The sequence below is a fragment of the Solidesulfovibrio sp. DCME genome, from assembly GCF_049995385.1.
Lineage (GTDB): Bacteria > Desulfobacterota > Desulfovibrionia > Desulfovibrionales > Desulfovibrionaceae > Solidesulfovibrio.
The window spans coordinates 130653-149170 of record NZ_CP188261.1 but is presented as its reverse complement, the minus strand read 5'-3'; the positions used below and the strand labels follow the sequence as shown (position 1 = coordinate 149170).

Sequence of the window (18518 nt, the reverse complement as noted above, 5' to 3'; positions counted from 1 at the left end):
TAGGAGTCCCCGCCGCGTCTGTGAACTCAGGCCAGTGGAAGTCGGAATGCACAATTGTTCTTTGGCCAAGCTGACTGACCTCGGAGTTTGTACATTCCCAGCCCAGCCCATCCCATCCTTGGACGTACAAAGGACCGTGTCCATCAACTTCAGTAAATTGCGGGAAGCACTTTGCTCTGTAATACTGGTGAGAATGGCCGATGTGTTGCATCAAAGCGAGACTGCCTTCATCTTATCTCCTTCATCACGGCCACAACACAGTCATCTCATCGTAAAAAAATGGTGAACTTCCCAGCCAGAGAAGTTCACCATCGATATACAAAAGGTCAAATTTAACCACTCAATATTGCTTGTATTGATATTTGCACAAATACAACTAGCGCTACTACGACTCACGTTTCAGAAAATATTCAAATGATAACATTATTCACACATCTAATTTCAAGATAGCCATCTTTGCAATCACTTTAGTATAGTAACTTTCTGTCGCAACAACGTACTTATGACCTTTTTTGATTGCCTTTATATCTGAAAGAAAATCAGTCAACGACATCGTCTTTTGGTATACGCCTTTGTAAACATTATGATAACAAGTCGGACAAAGCGGACGGCTAACGCCGTCGTCTGGTGATTCAAAAACATGAGAGCTGTCCCATAAACATTTCTGCGTAGCCATAAAAACCCCACTTTATGTTAGACATTAAACCACAAAACAACAAAAAACCAACCACAGCAACAGCTTCTTGCCAATATACCCCCTCATTCTAAACGCTTTCTAAAACAGGCAAGAGTTCAACGGCCCGTTCTTTTTCTCCTTCAAGGTAGTGGTAGTAGACATCGGCGGTCATCTTCACCGTCGAGTGTCCCATCAGCTTCGACACCGCCGCCAAGTCAGCGCCATTGGCCAGCATGGTCGTGGCGAAGAGATGCCGCAGATCGTACATCCTGGCATCCACCGTGATCCCTGCTCGCTCGCAGGCTTTGCCGAATCCCTTCCTAATCGTCGTCACCGGCTTCCCCTTGTACTCGACGATAAACCCGGAGGTCGAAGTTTCACGCACCTCCTTAAGGCGCGTCAGAAATGCCGCCGTCACGGGTACCGTCCGGTAGGTCTTCGTTTTCGTCGCATAAATCCGCACCGTGCCATCGTCAAAGTCAACGTGTTCCCAGCGCAGGGCGAAGAGCTCCGACGGGCCGGGGCGCGTTCCCAGGTTGAAGCAAACCTCCATGGCCCACTTGATGTGCGGTTCCGCGTGTTCCATGAGTCACTAAGAATCTTCTTGATGCTCTTCACACTTTTCAGATCAATGATCGGTTCAACCTTCATTTCCCCCTCCAATTCCCTGTTCTCTTCCAGGGAGTTGAAAATCGTACTTACAAATCAGCTCCTCAAGGGAAGCCCTTGGGAGACTCGACAATAACCCTCTAAAATTCTTCCAGAAAACCATTTCAAAAATCCCAATGTACGTTATTACATATAAACGTACTTTCCCCTCATTGATTATTTCTGTATAATTTTAGACAAATAAACATAACCTTGCGCCGAATAGCGAAAAAATAGCCACATCTTTCGATATGACTATGTTAAAGACCAAACGAATTAGACCTTCGTCAAAATGATCTTTCCATCTTCAGCGAGAACCGAGAACTCATCACCGTCGCTGACGATAAGTCCTTGAAGGTCAAGATTCTTCAGATAAATCTTGAGCTCCAATTTGTTGTTCACCTTCGGCCGCCGCGAGTTCTTGAGGTAAAGCCCCTTGACCTCATAGTAGGTCTTGTCATCACTCATCAACTTGAGGACGTATTGCTTCAGAGTCTGGCGGTGTTTGATTTCCATTCTTGCCAGAATTGCCGAAGCATCCATGCCATTGAAGATGCACTCGCGAAGCATCGAAGGATTGTACTTCGATTCGATCTTCTTCTTTTCAGGAACTTCCTGTTCATCCGCAGACGAGTTATCGTTCTTCTTGCTCATACAAGCTCCTTTGTTTGGTTTGATTGATAATTTCTGTATTGGCTGGAAGATAGTTCAAGAATTTAGGCTCAATAATGCTTTTTGCATTATCTTGCGCAGGATGAGCTTGCTCTCCCCGGGGCCAAAACGTGAATTGGCCCCAGGATCAATTTTCCGGGGTTTTCGGTCACGGGGGAGGGTAAGTCATGGGTCAATCCCCAAACGGCCCAGGACGGGGAGTATAGAGGGTCGGTTTTGGGGTCTGCCGGGCAGGAGATTTCCCGGGCATGGGTGGAGAGCTGTCCCTGATCATTTTCTGAAACAAAAAAAGGACCCGGCCCGAAGGCGAGGTCCTCTGAATAGATTTACGTAGTCCTGCCGCCGCCCTGGTGTTCATGATGCACCAGGGAAGACAGCAGTTTCAGGATCGAATGATTCGTCGCCGGATCAAGCGCCCTTCACAACCGAACAGACGGTTTGCCCGTATTCGGCTATAGCAAGAGATGTTTTTGCTCTTATTGAATTACTTCGTCGACCATGATTGTAAGTTTTCACTAGCAGTCACGCCTTGAACAATCGCGGTTGCGTAAATTTTCTTTTAACCTTCAAATAATTTACAAATATTACATCTCTTGCCGTATCCCTTACAGATACGCAGCCATCCTCCTTAAAAACTAGCGACTCCAACGCTTTTGCCCTAAGGCTTTTAAAGAGGACTTCCCTTGGTCTCAAGTCAGGTCTTTCAAAACCGTCCCGAACCTAATCACACATATGGCCAGAAGGCATTATACCTATCTATGTCTTCAGAACTGAATATAATCAGTAAACTTCAGTTTGCCATGAACTTCGTTCATCATATGCGCCACCGTGGTTTCTTCATGAAAATCATGAATACGGGCCAATCTTTCGGTCTCAATCCCTTTCACAACTGAATCGCTTCATATTGTTTAGATAACTCTCAAGAATTCCTGTTCGATGGAGCCGACAGGTAATTTTGACCTTGAGTCATTTTTATTTCTTGACCGCGAAAGATTCTTAGGTTGAATCTCTCGTTTGCACTTTCAGCAACACTTGACCGACAACTTAATGCAAGGCACCCATGACACTTTAACTACGCTTAATATTTGTTAAATTATTTGAATACGTTAAAAATCAATTCAGCTTGCGCATAATGTTTCATCAAGACTTGATTGCTGGTTATTTTTTAAAAACGTCCAGATCGTCTATTATATCCAATAATATAGTCTTTTATTTCTGTCTGTAGAAAGAGAATGTTGCCAAATATTAATAGTAGCTACTTCCAAGCGCCCCTCTGTGTGTTAAAGTTTTGTTGAGATTAAATAACTTAATAATGTCAGACAATATTCTCAAGCAGAATGATCTGAATGATTTTGTATTACACTATCTCCAATCCAAAATGATTTGGATGGAGCCAATAAAAGTATACCTAGGGATCGCATATCCAAATCCACGCGGAACACATCTTAAATATTGTCACAACTCAAAAACACACATCTTTTGCTTGTTTTTCAGGACAATGCATCATATTTAATAGGGAGGGGAAACAAAAAGTTTCCCCCTATAAATATTAAGCGTTTTGGATTTTGGATTTCAAATTATATTAACATGTTACACGATCCAAGGGATTTCTGGATTGGATTGGATCGCAGCGGTAACATATTATTTTTATTTCAGTTTTCAATCCAAAATGAATCCAGTCCAATCCAAAAAGGATTATTTGGATTACAAATAATTCCAAATGGTTAGCTGCATAACACAATCCTCTGCATAGTATCAGCATCCTCAATTCGTATTGCCGAATGCTCAATCGCATTTTTTATCCATTTGATCGCAGTATTTCTAGAAATTGATTTTTCACCTTTTCCTGGCACTAATTCACATATCTTTTCGGCGAGTGTCTTTTGATTGACAGGCGTATTTTCAAACTCATTTAGGGCTTTCAAAACGATTTTGTCATGACTATCTAGGTCAATTCCAGCTATCTCATAGAGTTTAAATTCGAGACTTTCAGTTCTACGAAGGATGATGCTACCAAATTCTTTAAAATCTCTGGACTTTCGATGAACTAATTCGTAAATATCGCTACTTTTGTCCTTAACCTTCAGTTCGATGCTACTCGAAGCCCAATCGCCGATGCTACTTGCTCCACGGCCTCCCGAATTATTGTTGCCAAGATTTGATTTGCCAGAATGATGAATTATCAAGATAGATGTTTTTGTCTCTTGTCCTAAGATCTTGATCCTGTCGAGTACTCGACGCATTTGCGTATTAGCGTTCTCGTCTTCATTGTGAAAGCTGATCAGCGGATCTATGACAAGTACGTCCTGATCATTTTCAGTTAATATTTTCTTGATACTTTCGAAAAACTTGTCGTTGTTAAAATCTCCCGAAGTCATGATGTCGTCAGAATATGCCACCATTTTGATATTCTCTCTTACTTCAATCGGCAATATTTTGTTCCCGTATATTTTTTTGACTCGATCATTAAACCCAGCTATACTTACTTCTGACTGCAGCATAAGGACTTTGCACTTCTTTTTCACCGGGAACTTGCCCATGAATGACGTGATAGACGGATCAGTCAGAGCAATCGCCAAGTTCAGCGCGAAAAGTGACTTGCCGGTGCCCCCAGCACCGAAAAGCATCAGCGTATCATTAACAGTCCATAGTCCTTCGACAAGATATTCTAATTTCAGGTTCCTATCATATATCGACCCGAGAGACATGAGCTTCAATTCTTTCGGCGCAGATTCTACAGCAACAATATTTTTAGCTTTTTCAATTTGACTGTGTAATCTTTCATGCCGATGCTGCCCCGATTCTCTATGCTTTTCTCCGATTGGGTAAGTAGCATCTTCGAAAATTGCGGAGACAGTGTCTTCATCAATACTTGCGCGCACCAAACTACAGATGACAGACATTTCAGCTTCGGATCGAGTTCCAACGGGATATTGCTTTAAGATGTTGATTTTTTGTTCAGCCGGGATTGGCAAATCGAAAATATTTACTTTCTGCAATACTTTATTTTCTGTTTCGACACTCTTCTTAACATCTACCTTCATAGCCCTTCTCTTGTTGTCACGCCTAGCCATTTCTAGTATCCACTGAGGCGCTTCTTTTATGGGCATATTCTTCAAGATGGAGTACATGCAGCCACTTGGATGAATTGATCCAGGCGCAACTACTTGACCACCCCATCCTTTAATATCAAAAATTGTTGTTTTACTTTCAGTCTTGACGCTTTTACACCCGTAGACAACTCCCCTTTCTCCAGGATATTGGTAATAAAGGTGCAGACTTTTACCGCCAGATCGTACTGTAAATGTCTCTGGCGGATACGATTCAACACCATGAGCTTTAAGCCACAGAGGGAATTCGTCATGTTCATCGATATCAAGAACAATAACCCGGCTTGCTATCCCACAAGCGATACCGGCATTTCTGTCCCTAAAATCTTCATAAGCAAAAGTCCTCTTGTTGGAACAATAGCGCTGCCAGCCATCTTCTATGGGCGATTTGAGCCTTTTGGGGTCGACGTGCTTCATATGTAATGGCATTACTGAAAACACTCGCGCCAACATTGAAAACTTCGACAATCGTTCATTCTCTGTGCAATTCTCTTTATTAATAAACTCGACATCTTCATCGTCAAATAGTAATTCAGACATAAATTTCTCCATTTCCAAAAAAAAGGGGAGACAACGCCTATTGCCTCCCCTCTACCCATTTTCTTTCTAACGCTTAACTTCTAAAAGCACCGTACAAAGCTGCTTGTATGAGCTAGGTCCAATATCCAGTTTGGAGCATTGAGCATTGGAATATTTTTTTCGATAAAGTACATATTGCCGTTTGGGTGAATTGATCCAGGGGCAACGACATAGCCGCCGATTCCCATAACTTCAAATATAGCTTTGCCATGATCGTTTTTAACACATTTACAGACATAAGAAGTTTGGCTATTTGGATATTGATAATACAAATGATGACCTTTCCCGCCAGTTTTGGCAGTAAATGTTTCTAATGTTCTTTTTGAAACAGCATTCTCTTGGCACCACAATTTAAATTCGCGCGGATTATCTACATCAACTACAATCAACCGGCTTGCATGCCCACAAGTAATTCCTGCATTCCTATTAACAAAATCTTTAATTTCAAATACTCTCTTATATGCACAGTAAACAAGCCACCCTGACTCGGCTGGACATTTTAACATTTTTCGATTCTCATGCGCGAGATAAAGAGGGATAAGCGAAAACTCTCTCGCCAGTATCGAAAACTTCAAAATTCTTTCGTCCGCGCCACAATTCACTTTATTAATTAAGGCAGCTTCTTCTTCATTAAACAGCAGTTTATTCATATTTTTTCTCCGATCTTTTCAACAAGACAGACGCGAGTGAGTCTCTTCTGTTTTGCTCGATTTGTTTTTCTTTCTATTTTCATAATCATTTTGCAATTCTACTCGACTACTTTCCGATCTCAAGTTCCATCTATTAAGGTAATAATATATCACCTGCGGCGACATATCTATTTTGCGAGCGGCTAAGTCATAAGACAATGTGTAAGGACTGCTCGATGGCGACTTAATTATTTCTGCAATCAACTTTCTGAGGCACTTAGATTTTGATTCTCTTTTTTGCATAATTTTACACCTGTATCTTGCAATTCATTGTAAACAATACCATCTAATGTTCTTCCAAATCGCTTGGCGTTTACTTTGTCCCATTTTGAAAAATAGAATGGAATATTTTGATTTGTACAAACGTCTCTGATGGTTCGAACCCAGCCGATATCCATTAATCTGGAATTTTTTGCAGTTTCACCTCCAACGATAACCCAGTGTATTTGGGCTAGATCAAATTCTGTAATTGGACCGATGAGCGGCTCGAAAACAACAAATCGATGTGCGGCTGGCACTTCTCTTAATTTGTCAATCCGCCACACATAATCTTGATTTTCAACCGACACCCCGGCCCATATGTTGTCACTCCATTTTAAATCAAGAGCGATTTCAACCATCCTGTCGGCATATTTTGTGAGCAATTGAAATGTATGTTGCGAAGCTTGGTTCATCACAGAAAAAACATCGACGATAAACGACAGCGGCACTTCAGGATGAAATAAGTCACCCATCGAATTCACAAGTATCTTCTTCGACTTCTTCCAGTTGAGCGGCTGATATAATTTGTGCTGATGAGTCTTAACACTGAAAACATCTTCATACTCTTTAAAACCTATTCCGTGCAACTTTCTGGCTGTTGACTCTGCATAACAATTGTCACAGCCAAGACTTATTTTTGTGCAACCTGTTGTCGGATTCCAAGACGCATCTGTCCAGCTAATTTTTGAAATGCTAGACATCCATTATCCTCCTGTTAAAAGTGAACCAAAACAAAAATTGTCTTTCTATAACAATTATTTCTGTATATTTTATGACAAAAGACAATAGCCTTGAGCCAAAATATTCCAAATCGAACCAACGCGCTTCTTTTGCGTTATTATAATTTAACATCTAACTTTACTGCGACCATCCCAAGATATTACACTCGAAGAAGATGCTCTTGACCGTCAATGCTTTTTCGACGCTGCATCGACCTCGCTAGCGCATCCCCCTATTCCCACCTTGCCATGTCTTCTGAGGTATGAGTGCTCAAAATTCCGGCTCATAACTTTTCAATTTACCATTTTGACTCGAATTTGCCTTCGTATGGACTGCTTTCCCTCCACTTTGCGCAAAGCGGGATTTGAGCGCCACGCAGCAATTTCATCGTAATTTCGTATAGAATTCGTGCGTGTCATTTTAAAACCATCCATCAGGTATCTTTGAACAATCAGTCGTCTTCTGGCAGCATGATCGTCATGACCGGCTCGCCCTGGTCGCCGGGGCCGATGACCGCCACGACATGGGCCGTGTCCCAACGTCCCGGTGCCATGAGGAACAGGACGTCGAATTCGACGCGGTCGCTGTCCCTGATAGCCTTCGCTGCGAGCAGGGTGCGGAAGAGGAGATCGTGAAGCCGGCCCTCAATGGATTGCCCTTCCCCTTCCAACCCGGCCGGCGGCACAATGTAATCCCCATAGAGGTGGTCGGTGACCACCGTATTCACCTTGAAGCCCATCTCGGCGGCTTTGGCGGTGACGTCGATCAAAACACCGTCGGCGATAGCCTGGGCGCGGGTGTAGCTGAAAATGATTGGCCAGTCGTCCATAGCAGGTTCTCCTCGGGGCAAGTTCGCTGTTACTCGTAGAACTTCGGGTCGTCTTCGGTGACTTTCAAGTTGTCGAATCGTCCACGAAGATTCCGTTCTTCTTTTTTAATTGCATTTCGAATGTTGTCCCGACCAACAATGACACCGCCACCACTAGTAATCATCTTGAGGACTCCACCAGCTACAGCACCAAAGACAATACCGGCGATTAATTCAAGAAGCTTCATACTTTCAACCTCCGTGAACTTAATTTAATGACCAGGACTTCAGTCGTCCTTCCTGGACGTTGCGACGATCTGGTCGAGGTATTCCCGAAAGCTTGTGGCGAGCTGCATGCCTATTTCCGCCCAACGGCGCACAAAGACACCTTGGACGCCAGAGTCCGCCGCGCCCATGACGTCGAAGAGCTGTTCGATGGGGCGAAAACGTTGGACGATGTCCTCGACCAGTTCGGGCGTCTTGTCGTTGGATTCAGCATTGGGCGGCATGCTCACCTCGTGATCTTGAGAATCGGGGCCAAGAGAGGATACCCTCGGGGCAAAGCCGAGGTCACGGGCATGGGCCGGGGCAAAGGCCGTGGCCGGGGCATGTGCAAGGGGCAGGGGCGGGGGCACGCTCGTCATGTTGCTGACGGACGCCTTGGCAGCAGCACCCAGTCACCGGAAGCGGCTTATTTCGGGCAGGTACAGGAAATGTCCAAAAGTCCAGGATCAGGCTGGGATGGCTCACCCCTAGGATTTACGGTTTTGCCCCAGCGGCAGATGGCGCATCAGTGTCCCGTCAGTCAGGCAGATGTGAGAGCCAGACATACAGGCCAGCATGACCAGCCAAGGGAAGACACCGTAAGCGCAAAGGCATGGAGAAGCGGACAGGCAGGAGCGTCGTTTTCGCAACAGGCGCTGGAAAAGTCCAAAAGTCCAGAATCAGCGTGGAGTCATTGTCGTTCTATGCCTCGCGGTCCTTGTTCGGCAGCGCAGTGCGTACTGGGAGGCCCATCACGGGACCGGGCTGCCTGGACAACCAGCCACGATGACCGCCGGCCGGGACGCGACAGAAAGAAGGCCCCTTGCGGGGCCTCCACGCGCGGGGGAGGATCACCTCCCCCTACGTCGACGTGGCTTGGCTGGTCGATGACGATCAGGCCTTCAGCCAAATAACGGAGCTTCCATCGCCGCGAAAGCCCTCCCCGTCTTCGTAGACGAGGATTTTCAGCAGGGCTTTGAGTCCCATGCCGGCCGCCGCCGTATTCAGCGTCCCAATCAGCCTAGCGGTATAGCCTGCATGCGCCCGCTGCCCCCGGATGAACCTGACTTCGTTCGCGACACTGAGATACCCGGCAGCTACCAAGGCATCCTGGCACAGGTGGAGTCCAGGACCGCGCGGGTTTACCGGCTCGGCCCAGATCGCTACCGGCTCGAAAGGCTGAACCATTGCCAGCATCTCTGCCAGGTCCTCCTGTCGATCCGCCACGCCCGGCAGGCAGGGACAAAGCATTCCGAAGACAGGCACTTTGGCTTCGTGGGCGGCCTTGAGAGCGTCCAAGCGTTCCTGGATGGAGGACGTCCTCGGCTCCAACACCTCGATGATTTTTGCTTTGGAAAGCGGAGCAGTGATGCTCAGCCCCAAATCAACGCGGTCCCGAAACTCGGCCAGCAAATCCAGTTCGTTCGCCACGGCGGCATTTTTCGTCAGGATACGCACCCGGGCCTTCGACTCACGCAGGAGCTTCTCCAAGCACTTCCGGCCGAGGCCGTATGCTTGCGCCTCCGGGCTCCAGGCGTCGGTGAGCGTGCTCAGCATCACGGTATCTGTCGGTTTCAACGCCGCGAGTTGGCGGCTAAGCCGATCCGGCGTCGTGGGATCGACAACGGCCGCACCGGCAGCGAAGGCCTTGAACGCTGAACCATCGTATTCCTTGAACAGACTCGACTTCAGCCTCAAGGTGGCAGGGGTGAAGCAGTACAGGCAGCCATGGCCGCACAGGACCCCAACGTTGAGCGCGTGGGTCGCCAACTGCTTTTTCTCGAATTCCGGCGACCGGGTGAGCGCACACTTCCGTTCAACTATTTTGAACATGGGGTATTTCCTCATGATATATTCTGACCGACGAAGGTAGCAGAGGCCGCGGGCGCCTACCTCAGGTCGTCCGGGAACCTGATCTTGCGGATGTTGGCCTGGATCAGCTCATCCAGCCCAGCCCGGGAGTGGCCATTAACGAACCAGCGGTGGAACTCGTAGGTGATCGCCACGTTCCGCATGATCGAGTCGCACAAGTGAGCTGTGAACAGCGCTGGACAGGTTCTTGCCAGTGTCCCCAGGACGCTCCTAAAATGGCCGTTGATTTTGGTCAGACTCCATTCCTGGAAGAAGACCTCCGCGAGGCCATGCGCGGCGACCACGTGCTCGAAGAAACGGTTCACCTGCCGGTGGCTGTAGATGTTGAGGGGCCCAAGTGAGCTTGCGTTTTTGAGGTCTCCCCCTGCCCGGCGACGGGCAATTTCTTCCTGGACGAAACCGATGAGCTTTGGCTCAAGGATGCAGCACTCGTCCAGGAAGCTTTGAACGGTATCCATCTCGGCACGGTAGGCGGCACAGGCGTCCACGACGCACTGGGGCTTGACCAATTTCTCGCGCTCCTGCCAACGGAGAAAGCCTTGAACGGCCCAGGCCAGAATTCCGTCGATCTTGTCTTTCAACTTTTTGGGGAGGTCTCCGTCCATGGTGGCTTCGAAATTGCCCTCGAAGGGGATCACGACGAGGCGGCGATAAATCCCGTTGTCCGCCCCCGTAATCTTGGGCAACGTATTGACAGACAAGAAGAACTTAGCGCTGGGATGGAAGTCGAAGTATTCCTTCCCGATGAAGCGGGCAGTCATGATGTCGCCGCCCGTAGCGCGTTTTACCATGGACTCGTCGAGGCTCATGCCGGTGTTGACCTCAGCACAGGGTGCGAACCGCACTCCAGGAAGCCGGGCCATGTCATTGCGGATCGCCCGCGAATTGGACTTCAGGAATGCGTGCGAAGGCATCCCAATACCGTATTCGCCGAGCAGATACAGGAAGGCTTCCACGAGGGTCGATTTCCCGTTTGCGCCGGTCCCCACCAGGAGAAAGAAGGCGTGCTCCGTGACGAGCCCGGACAGGGAATAACCGAGAACTTCCTGGATAAAGTCCACGAGATCCTGGCGGCCTAAGCAAATCTCGTCCATGAAACGCCGGAAGATAGGTGCGTCAGCATCCTTGTGATACGCAGCATTGGCATAGCGGGTGATGCGCAGATCAGGGCGATTCTCAATCAGAGTTCCGGTCCGCAAATCAAGGACGCCGTTCGTTACGCCAAGCAGGTAGGGGTCCCGATCAAGTTCTGCCTTGGAAACCCGCACACCCGGCAGGTCACGGACCAAGTCCAGCATGGCCTTTTGGCGACCCTTCTGCGAGGTGGACTTTGCCCAGCCCAGTGCCTCTTCCGGCGTCACCGTCTCCCCGTTGCGGGTGCGCAGGGGGTGGCGGGACTTGGCTTGACGGTACAGTTCGGTTACCAGCTTTTTGATGAGCCGCATCAACACTTTGTGGGCCAACTTGCCAGTGAGCCAACGTTTCCTGTCGACGTCCCACCCGATCCATTGCCCGCGTTCCTGGTCATAGAGGAAGGACTTGTTGAAAAGACGGAAGAACATCTGGGAGTTCCCCAAATCCGTCATGGGGTAAACGAACTTCGGTTTCGGCTCCTCAGCAGGAGTTTGCATCCCAAAAGTCCAAATGTCCGAAGCGGGCACGTGGGGAGGCGTAGAGGCGTCACTGTCGCACTTGGCGGAACCAATGGGCTTCGTGCGTTTTTGCCCCTTGCTGCGGTTCGACCGCTTGCCAGGAGAAGCCTTCGTCTCCGACTTTTCCGGCTCATTGCCCTGGTTTTCCGAAGAAGTGGGCTGTACGTCCATGACGGGCTGTTGCTCATCATCGGCAGACTGTTGTTCGTCCACGGCAGACGACGCGTGATCCTGGCTTTGCTCTTGCGCAGTATCCGGCGTGGCGTTAGTTTCGGGGAACGGTTCAGGCTTTTCCGTTTCCGAGGGTTCCAAATTGTCTTCGAGGGCCTTTTCCATATATGGTGCTCCTCATGTGGATTGGTTTGGATGGCGAGTAGCGCCTCCTCCACAAACCCAGCGGGCCGAAGGGCGGGCTGGTGAGCTACCCATTACGCGGGCCGCCTTGCGGGCACGAAATTGAAAAAAGGCTTTTCCAAAAATCGAGGGGAAAGCCGGTTTTCGTCGTTTTCTAAGCCAGGCCACAGTCTAACTACCAGAGACTACAGATAATTCAAAAAGTCATGGGCGCGTCAGCTAGATAGGGTTTAAAGCAACGAGGACGAATCGACCAACTTTTCGTTGATTTCCCGGAGCAGAGAGGCTCTTCAGATCCACCCGCTTGGCGGTATAAAAGAGATACTGTGAGGCTGGTAAGTGGCTTCGGATTTTCGTCAGGTATTTAGAAGGCTAAACACTTCGCAATATTTATTTTGGGTTTACCATAGGCATCTAATATATGAAAAATGCAACTTTCCCTTTCTATCTTGGTGAACCAGGCTATCGAGTGTCAAGTTTCAGAGCTGTAGACTCAAAAATTTTCAAAATGTTCCTGTCTGACCGGAAATCTCACCTCAGAGAAGAATCTTTTCCTATCGTCGATGCCTACAAAGTGTTCATGCTGACACTTAAGAAAAATTTGGAAGACAATCCTGTCGATCGCTTCTCAAATATTTGCAACGAACTCTTTCAAGATTTTGGCAATCCAATTGACAAGAAGAGCGGCAGAGACATGAGCCAGGTATTAATTTTAATCAAAAACAACATACTAAACGAAGTGCCCGTTGCAGAAGAAGACGCCAACCTGTTATATGATTTTTTGTTTGAAGAAGAAGATGAAAACTTCGAAAAGCAAATGCATTTATTGAGGTGGATTGGATTTGACCTTGAAGTTTGGGATAATTGCTTCTTGAAGATAAACCTGAGTAACGACTCCGGAAAAATCAAACAATGTTTTTCTGACATTGCCATTAGTGGCATGAGAGGGCTCACAAATTATATTATACTGAATTTCGACAACGAGATTCCAATATCCGGCGTCCGGTATTTTCGAATAGTCGGCGAAAGATTTTGCATCTACATCGAACTTGCCACCCACTTGTCACCAGAATACAGCAAAACATCACGATTCTATTTAATGTCAACCTTAATGGAAGCGGCTTATCTTGATGGGAAAATTGTCAGAGAAAGCGAGATGTATCTTTATACATCACTTAAAGCCATGCAGTCTCGGGGAATAAGGGAAGGTTCCACGCTAAATTCGGAACGAAAGAAGGAGTGGCTTGGCGCAGTCGAAGAGTTTGTTGACACAGAATATGCCAATGGGTCTCTTTTTACTACAAAGCAAATGGTTGAATATGTCATGACAATAGATGCGTTTCGTGGGCTGCGAAAAAGTCCAATTGAAGGGATGGTAAGATCTGTTAAGAAGAAATACGGTATAGATGACAGAAAAAACAATAGAATCATAAGACAAAAAGACAAACAAAAAAACGAAGATTGAGAGCCCCTGCCGCAAGTTATCCAACTCTAGCAACTCATCGACTGAATCCCGAAGCCTTTAGGCTGTGCCATTCGAAACCTTCTTAAACAAGCATTAATCATTTTTGCAGCAACATATTTTAAGCGCCCCTTATCTTTGACTTGACTAGCATCGAAGAAACGATACTATCTCCAAAAATAAATATCGTTTGGAGGTCAAGACATGCCTATTGCAAAAGGCCAAAGGATCGAAGCCAAATACGACGGGGAAAAGCTTTACGCCCTTATCAAGGCTGGCAGCAATGAAGCCCAAATCATGGCCGAGCTTGGCATCCAGTCGAAACCGACTTTGAAGAACCACCTGCTTAAGCTCATGCAGGAAAAAAAAGAATACTTGGAAATCACAGGCTCTTCGACCCGGACCAGAAGTAGCTCTCCGGTTTATCGCGGTGGCAAGATCGTGCTGACCGCCAACATGCTCGCTGGAATCGAGTTCGAAGAAGGGCAGAAATTTCGGCTGGAGAAGAACGACGCCGGGTTGATGCTGATCACGGTGTAGCTCGCGTCGTATTCATAAGATGAAAGAGACGGGCCAGGGGGGGGGCTCCTCCTTGGCCCGTTTTTATCTCACCATCACTGTTTAGGCTGCGGCATACAGGCACCTGCCGGCAGCTAGTGTCACGTTCCGCAAATAGCTATGCATTATATCGCAGTCGTAACTGCCAAAAAATGGCTTGAATGCACATTTTTGAGGCGAAATAAACACATGCTTATTTGTGGAACGCCACACTAGAAGATGATCGAAAACTCAAAATAGATCTATCCGTCCAAAGCTGAAAATATTGGCACCAAAGTCCGAGCCAAAAGCGACAACAGCTCCACTACCAACTTAGTTTTAAATAAAAAAATATAAACCTCCACTCTCTAATCAAACCCGGGACTGTTATGACAACGCCTTCGTACTTTCTAATCAAAGCGAAATACTGAATTCACTACAAACAGGGCTCAAACGCGTGAGAACGCGTAATTGTTTTTAATATACTGATGAAAGAACTGCCCCTTAGAAGAGGCCTCCATCATCTTTTCATAAATAATAAGCGGAACATTATAGTATTGATAAACTCCATTTTTAAATTCAATCTCAAGCGTTTCAGAAGACGCATCATAACCAATTGACATAATGCTGGATGACTCTACAAACTCGCGTTCCATAAGTTTCATCTCCTTGTCTGGGAGCGGGGCACGCTCTGGACGAATGGCCGCCCACCTGGGGTTCTGGGATCGCCATGAGGCAGCAACCCGGGCATAGTCTTCTTTTGGCAGTGGAGTTTGCCACCTTTTTGAAACTTCAGGGTCTTCACTGTTTGGGCGATGCTCTTCTGCTGGCAATGTAATCCGACATCGTATAGGCAAGCGGGCTGCTTCACCAGTGATGATAGCCTCCCCGGTGCGTAAAACTGGGAGGCCATCTACAACTCCAGCAAGACTATCCGGAAGAGCAGTCTGAATTTTGCTGCGATCACTTGAGTTTGAAATGCGCAGTGATACAAATGTTCCACATTGAGAAAGAACGGTCTCATCTACTTCTGATGGGCGTTGACTGATAATCATTGCCCCAATTCCAAATTTCCTCCCTTCTTTGACAACACGCTGGACCAACAATTTTGCTGGTCCGTCAGAATCCTTGGAGAGGTAACGATGTGCTTCTTCCATGACAATCAAGACAGGCCGACAAATTCCCCCTTCGCTTTTCTCCCGTCCCCAAAACAGACTATCACAAATGATTTTAAGGATCGCTCCGATCAGTCTCATAAGTACTAGACTAGGAATCCCTGACAGATCAAGAATTGTTACACACCTTTCATGACCTAGCCATGTTGCCAAGAGGTCAGGAATGTCTTTTGCCACATTTCCATCTAAATCAGGCTCCCACGGGCCGGGGTGCAAAAGGAAGTCATATTGACGGTCTAGGAGGCGTGACCGCATTAGACCCAACTGTCGGCGTATGCCAAGGACTCCAACAGAATTGATAAATGGAGCAGAGTTGCCTGTACTATGGGGTTTGTATTTCGGGAGTTTAAGTGTCGCTGCGTCTCCTTGTTCAACAAGAGCAGGGATCGTTCGATCTTTATCATCCCATGTCTTGACTTCTGGATCTACAAGCTCAAACCACAATTTTTTTAAGCTATATGGAATCGGTGTATCAACCGTCATAGATGTCAGGTCAACACCTTCAACCGCAGATGCTTCACATCGCTTTGTCATGTAGTCAAATATTTTATCTAAAATTTGAGTATTTGTTTTGTCTTCAATATTCCCCATTAGGAATGACATAAGGTCAGCGGGATCAAGCGCCCAGTAAGGAACGTGAAGGGGCTCTTCACCATCGCTTGGGTTAATGCGAAATACCGTCGATATTGACTTCAACGCCCGCCCATACTCACCATGAATGTCGATCAATACAATTCTTGCGCCCGGAAATATTTTCTCGACTTGATCGGCTCCACCAGAAACTATTGAACGAATAAGGCTAGCAACTGTTGTTGACTTACCTGCCCCTGTAGCACCAAGGACTGCACTGTGTCTGGTTATCAACTTATCTAAGTCAATCCGCACAGGAATACCTTCTGCGCTCGAAAGCCTACCAATTACGATTTGACCAGAGTCGTACGCCCCGTATATGTGAGCTAAATCCTCTTCTGTAACGAGATGAACTTCATCATTTATATTTGGATATTGGCTGATGCCACGTTCAAAAGAAACATCAACAATTTCGCCAACAAGCTGCACTGTCATCCAGCGTTCACTTTGGTCATGCGGCCCTCTCACAGCTACTGGGGTCGCATTTGCCCCTACCTCGGCAACGATTCCATACAAATCATGATATCCTTGAGGAATTCGTACGAAACTACCAACCTGACCGACTCGATAGCTTTTCCCCCCAATAATCGAAATGCCCGAGGCTACACCTTGGGCCTGCTTGACGCTCACCGCTGCTCCCGTTACCGCGCCTACATAACCAAGCAGTGTGGGCTTAGCAGTCATGCTAGCGACTCCACACTTGAAATAGGCGAAGCAGTTGGGAGTCGTCGATCTGAACGTGAGGATGCAAAAAAACGTGCTAACCTGTCAAACCGTCCCAACAAAAATTGCTCGACATCATTTCCATCTTCAATACCCCAGTAGCCTGCTCGGATAGATCCCCAGTCCCGTGTCGGAAGATCACCAGGGACCCATGTTCCAACGACACCATTGATCATAGCTTTATCTGGTGAATATACTGACATATTTGCACGACGGCCTGCAATGTCGCAAGCGAAAGTCTCATCATCCAATAATTTAAACTGAAAGGCGAATACGCTAGCAGAAGGATTGGCAGATAGGCACTCATCTATCCTCGCTGAAATATGTGCATCGGCAAATGAAAACCCAGAAGCTATTAGCAATGTATCAGGTGTCATTAAGAAAGAACGCAATCTGTCAAAAAGAGCAGCGTAAGGAGCCTTCTGTGTTTGATCATATTTTAGATGCTCAGGAAATACGAGGTGAGTTGCGTTGCATTTCCCAACACGTACGACCTCACCTTGATCGTTACCCTTCCAGCATAGTGAGCCATGCAACTTCCACAAACGAGTCCAACGCGAGGGAAGATCATTGTTCGCCACTGAAGACGGATCAAAAAACGGTTCACTAGCGCCTGTGAATCCGTCAAAAAACGGAGCCTTTGCACGTTCGAGCGCTTCTTCAAAAAGCAGATCATAATTTGTTGTAAAAATTTCGACAGCGTGTTCCCTTGCTGTCCCACTAATCCATGTAACAAGCTCTGAGTAAGGCCCATATACCGCCGGAAGCCTTTTGCTGACAATTTTTCCAATTTCATCGCATATTGAATCACCTAATTTCTTGTAATCAGAACCGTTCAAGCCATATACTTGGGTTTCTCCTATAACATTCGCGAGACTACGAATGCGAGATAGGATGTTCTCGATATTTGGACTACTTAAATCTTTCATAATTGAGGTGAACACACTATTATAATTCTCCGACAACGCCTCAAGTACCTTTGATGTAAGCCCAGCAACAGCGGGAATTAGAGGCTCATTGGTGCCAGGCACACAAATTCCTGCTGGGGCACCAGCGCCGACAATTAACCCGATACGCTTTCTTCCTTGTGCAATAATTTGCCTCAAGCTTGCCATGTACTGATCGGGATTGTGAGTGTGCAAAATCATATCCAACCCTGTCCCTTAACCATTGATTATTCCCCCAAAGGCTACGCAGAAAAACATACCTTTATCATCCACTTCTTCAGGAATTTTCGCAAAATTAGTTGACATCTGCAAGAGACAATCACGGGAGGACGGAATAGAGGTTGTTTGTGAATAGAGCGGCTTGAGATATCTTTCGACGAATCACTGCTCGGCCCATACAAAATGGCGGCGGGCGCGCATTTTCTCGGCCAAGATGAGCATGGGTAGGCGCAGAAAGTCGGAATGGGGGGGGGGGCAGCCCGGCAACAGCGGAGGCTGTCAGGGCCACAGCGAAGTGAACTTTATGTCGGAGATGTCACAAACGTCACCGTCGATGAATCCCCGAAAAATTAGTATATTAACTTAAAATGACCAACCCTCCGCATGACAATTGGGCATAGGCGCGAGTCAGCCACCTCCACCCTGGCGATGCCGCAAAGATACACCTCCCGCAATCCCCGACTTTTTTTGCACTGACAACTGTCCCTGGAAATTTAAACAAATAATTTTCTTGTATTAC

The 18518-nt window shown here is 46.9% G+C and carries 13 protein-coding genes and 1 pseudogene; 2 read left to right on the top strand and 12 right to left on the bottom strand.

The genetic code is table 11. The features are described from left to right. Positions 1-764: 764 nt before the first annotated feature. From ACP59X_RS00705 to ACP59X_RS00660, 10 genes and pseudogenes are all read right to left on the bottom strand, one after another. Positions 765-1265, bottom strand: a pseudogene (locus ACP59X_RS00705) (tyrosine-type recombinase/integrase); the annotation flags it as partial. Positions 1266-1600: 335 nt separating this feature from the next. Continuing rightward, the gene (locus ACP59X_RS00700; RefSeq protein WP_428563624.1) at positions 1601-1978 is read right to left on the bottom strand and encodes a hypothetical protein; all 378 of its coding nucleotides are present in this window, start codon (positions 1976-1978) and stop codon (positions 1601-1603) included. Positions 1979-3720: 1742 nt separating this feature from the next. After that, entirely contained in the window at positions 3721-5646 is a 1926-nt protein-coding gene (locus tag ACP59X_RS00695) for an AAA family ATPase (RefSeq protein WP_428563622.1), read from the bottom strand. Positions 5647-5726: 80 nt separating this feature from the next. Further along, on the bottom strand, positions 5727-6335 hold the full coding sequence (locus tag ACP59X_RS00690; RefSeq protein WP_428563620.1) for a bifunctional DNA primase/polymerase: 609 nt from the start codon (positions 6333-6335) through the stop codon (positions 5727-5729). Positions 6336-6574: 239 nt separating this feature from the next. Then, on the bottom strand, positions 6575-7336 hold the full coding sequence (locus tag ACP59X_RS00685) for a DUF5131 family protein (protein ID WP_428563618.1): 762 nt from the start codon (positions 7334-7336) through the stop codon (positions 6575-6577). Between the two features lie 470 nt (positions 7337-7806). Further along, positions 7807-8184, bottom strand: coding sequence for a DUF6573 family protein (locus tag ACP59X_RS00680; RefSeq protein WP_428563616.1), 378 nt, complete (start codon positions 8182-8184; stop codon positions 7807-7809). Between the two features lie 29 nt (positions 8185-8213). Further along, positions 8214-8411 carry a hypothetical protein gene (locus ACP59X_RS00675; RefSeq protein ID WP_428563614.1) on the bottom strand — a complete coding sequence of 66 codons (198 nt, stop codon included), beginning with the start codon at positions 8409-8411 and terminating at the stop codon, positions 8214-8216. 39 nt (positions 8412-8450) lie between these two features. Beyond that, the gene (locus ACP59X_RS00670; protein WP_428563612.1) at positions 8451-8672 is read right to left on the bottom strand and encodes a hypothetical protein; all 222 of its coding nucleotides are present in this window, start codon (positions 8670-8672) and stop codon (positions 8451-8453) included. A 649-nt stretch (positions 8673-9321) separates the two neighbouring features. After that, complete coding sequence (locus ACP59X_RS00665) at positions 9322-10260, bottom strand: SPL family radical SAM protein (protein WP_428563610.1); 939 nt, start codon at positions 10258-10260, stop codon at positions 9322-9324. A 56-nt stretch (positions 10261-10316) separates the two neighbouring features. Further along, the gene (locus ACP59X_RS00660; protein ID WP_428563608.1) at positions 10317-12287 is read right to left on the bottom strand and encodes a DNA primase family protein; all 1971 of its coding nucleotides are present in this window, start codon (positions 12285-12287) and stop codon (positions 10317-10319) included. A 439-nt stretch (positions 12288-12726) separates the two neighbouring features. On the opposite strand from ACP59X_RS00660, the gene ACP59X_RS00655 reads away from it, so the two are divergent. After that, positions 12727-13770, top strand: coding sequence for a hypothetical protein (locus ACP59X_RS00655; protein WP_428563606.1), 1044 nt, complete (start codon positions 12727-12729; stop codon positions 13768-13770). A 201-nt stretch (positions 13771-13971) separates the two neighbouring features. Then, positions 13972-14307 carry a hypothetical protein gene (locus tag ACP59X_RS00650; protein WP_428563604.1) on the top strand — a complete coding sequence of 112 codons (336 nt, stop codon included), beginning with the start codon at positions 13972-13974 and terminating at the stop codon, positions 14305-14307. Between the two features lie 446 nt (positions 14308-14753). Here the strand turns inward: ACP59X_RS00650 and ACP59X_RS00645 are convergent, their stop codons facing one another. Further along, complete coding sequence (locus tag ACP59X_RS00645) at positions 14754-16793, bottom strand: helicase HerA domain-containing protein (protein ID WP_428563602.1); 2040 nt, start codon at positions 16791-16793, stop codon at positions 14754-14756. After that, positions 16790-17980, bottom strand: a complete 1191-nt coding sequence (locus ACP59X_RS00640) for an SIR2 family NAD-dependent protein deacylase (RefSeq protein ID WP_428563600.1) — start codon at positions 17978-17980, stop codon at positions 16790-16792. Before ACP59X_RS00640 ends, ACP59X_RS00645 begins: the two co-directional genes overlap by 4 nt. Between the last annotated feature and the right edge of the window lie 538 nt (positions 17981-18518).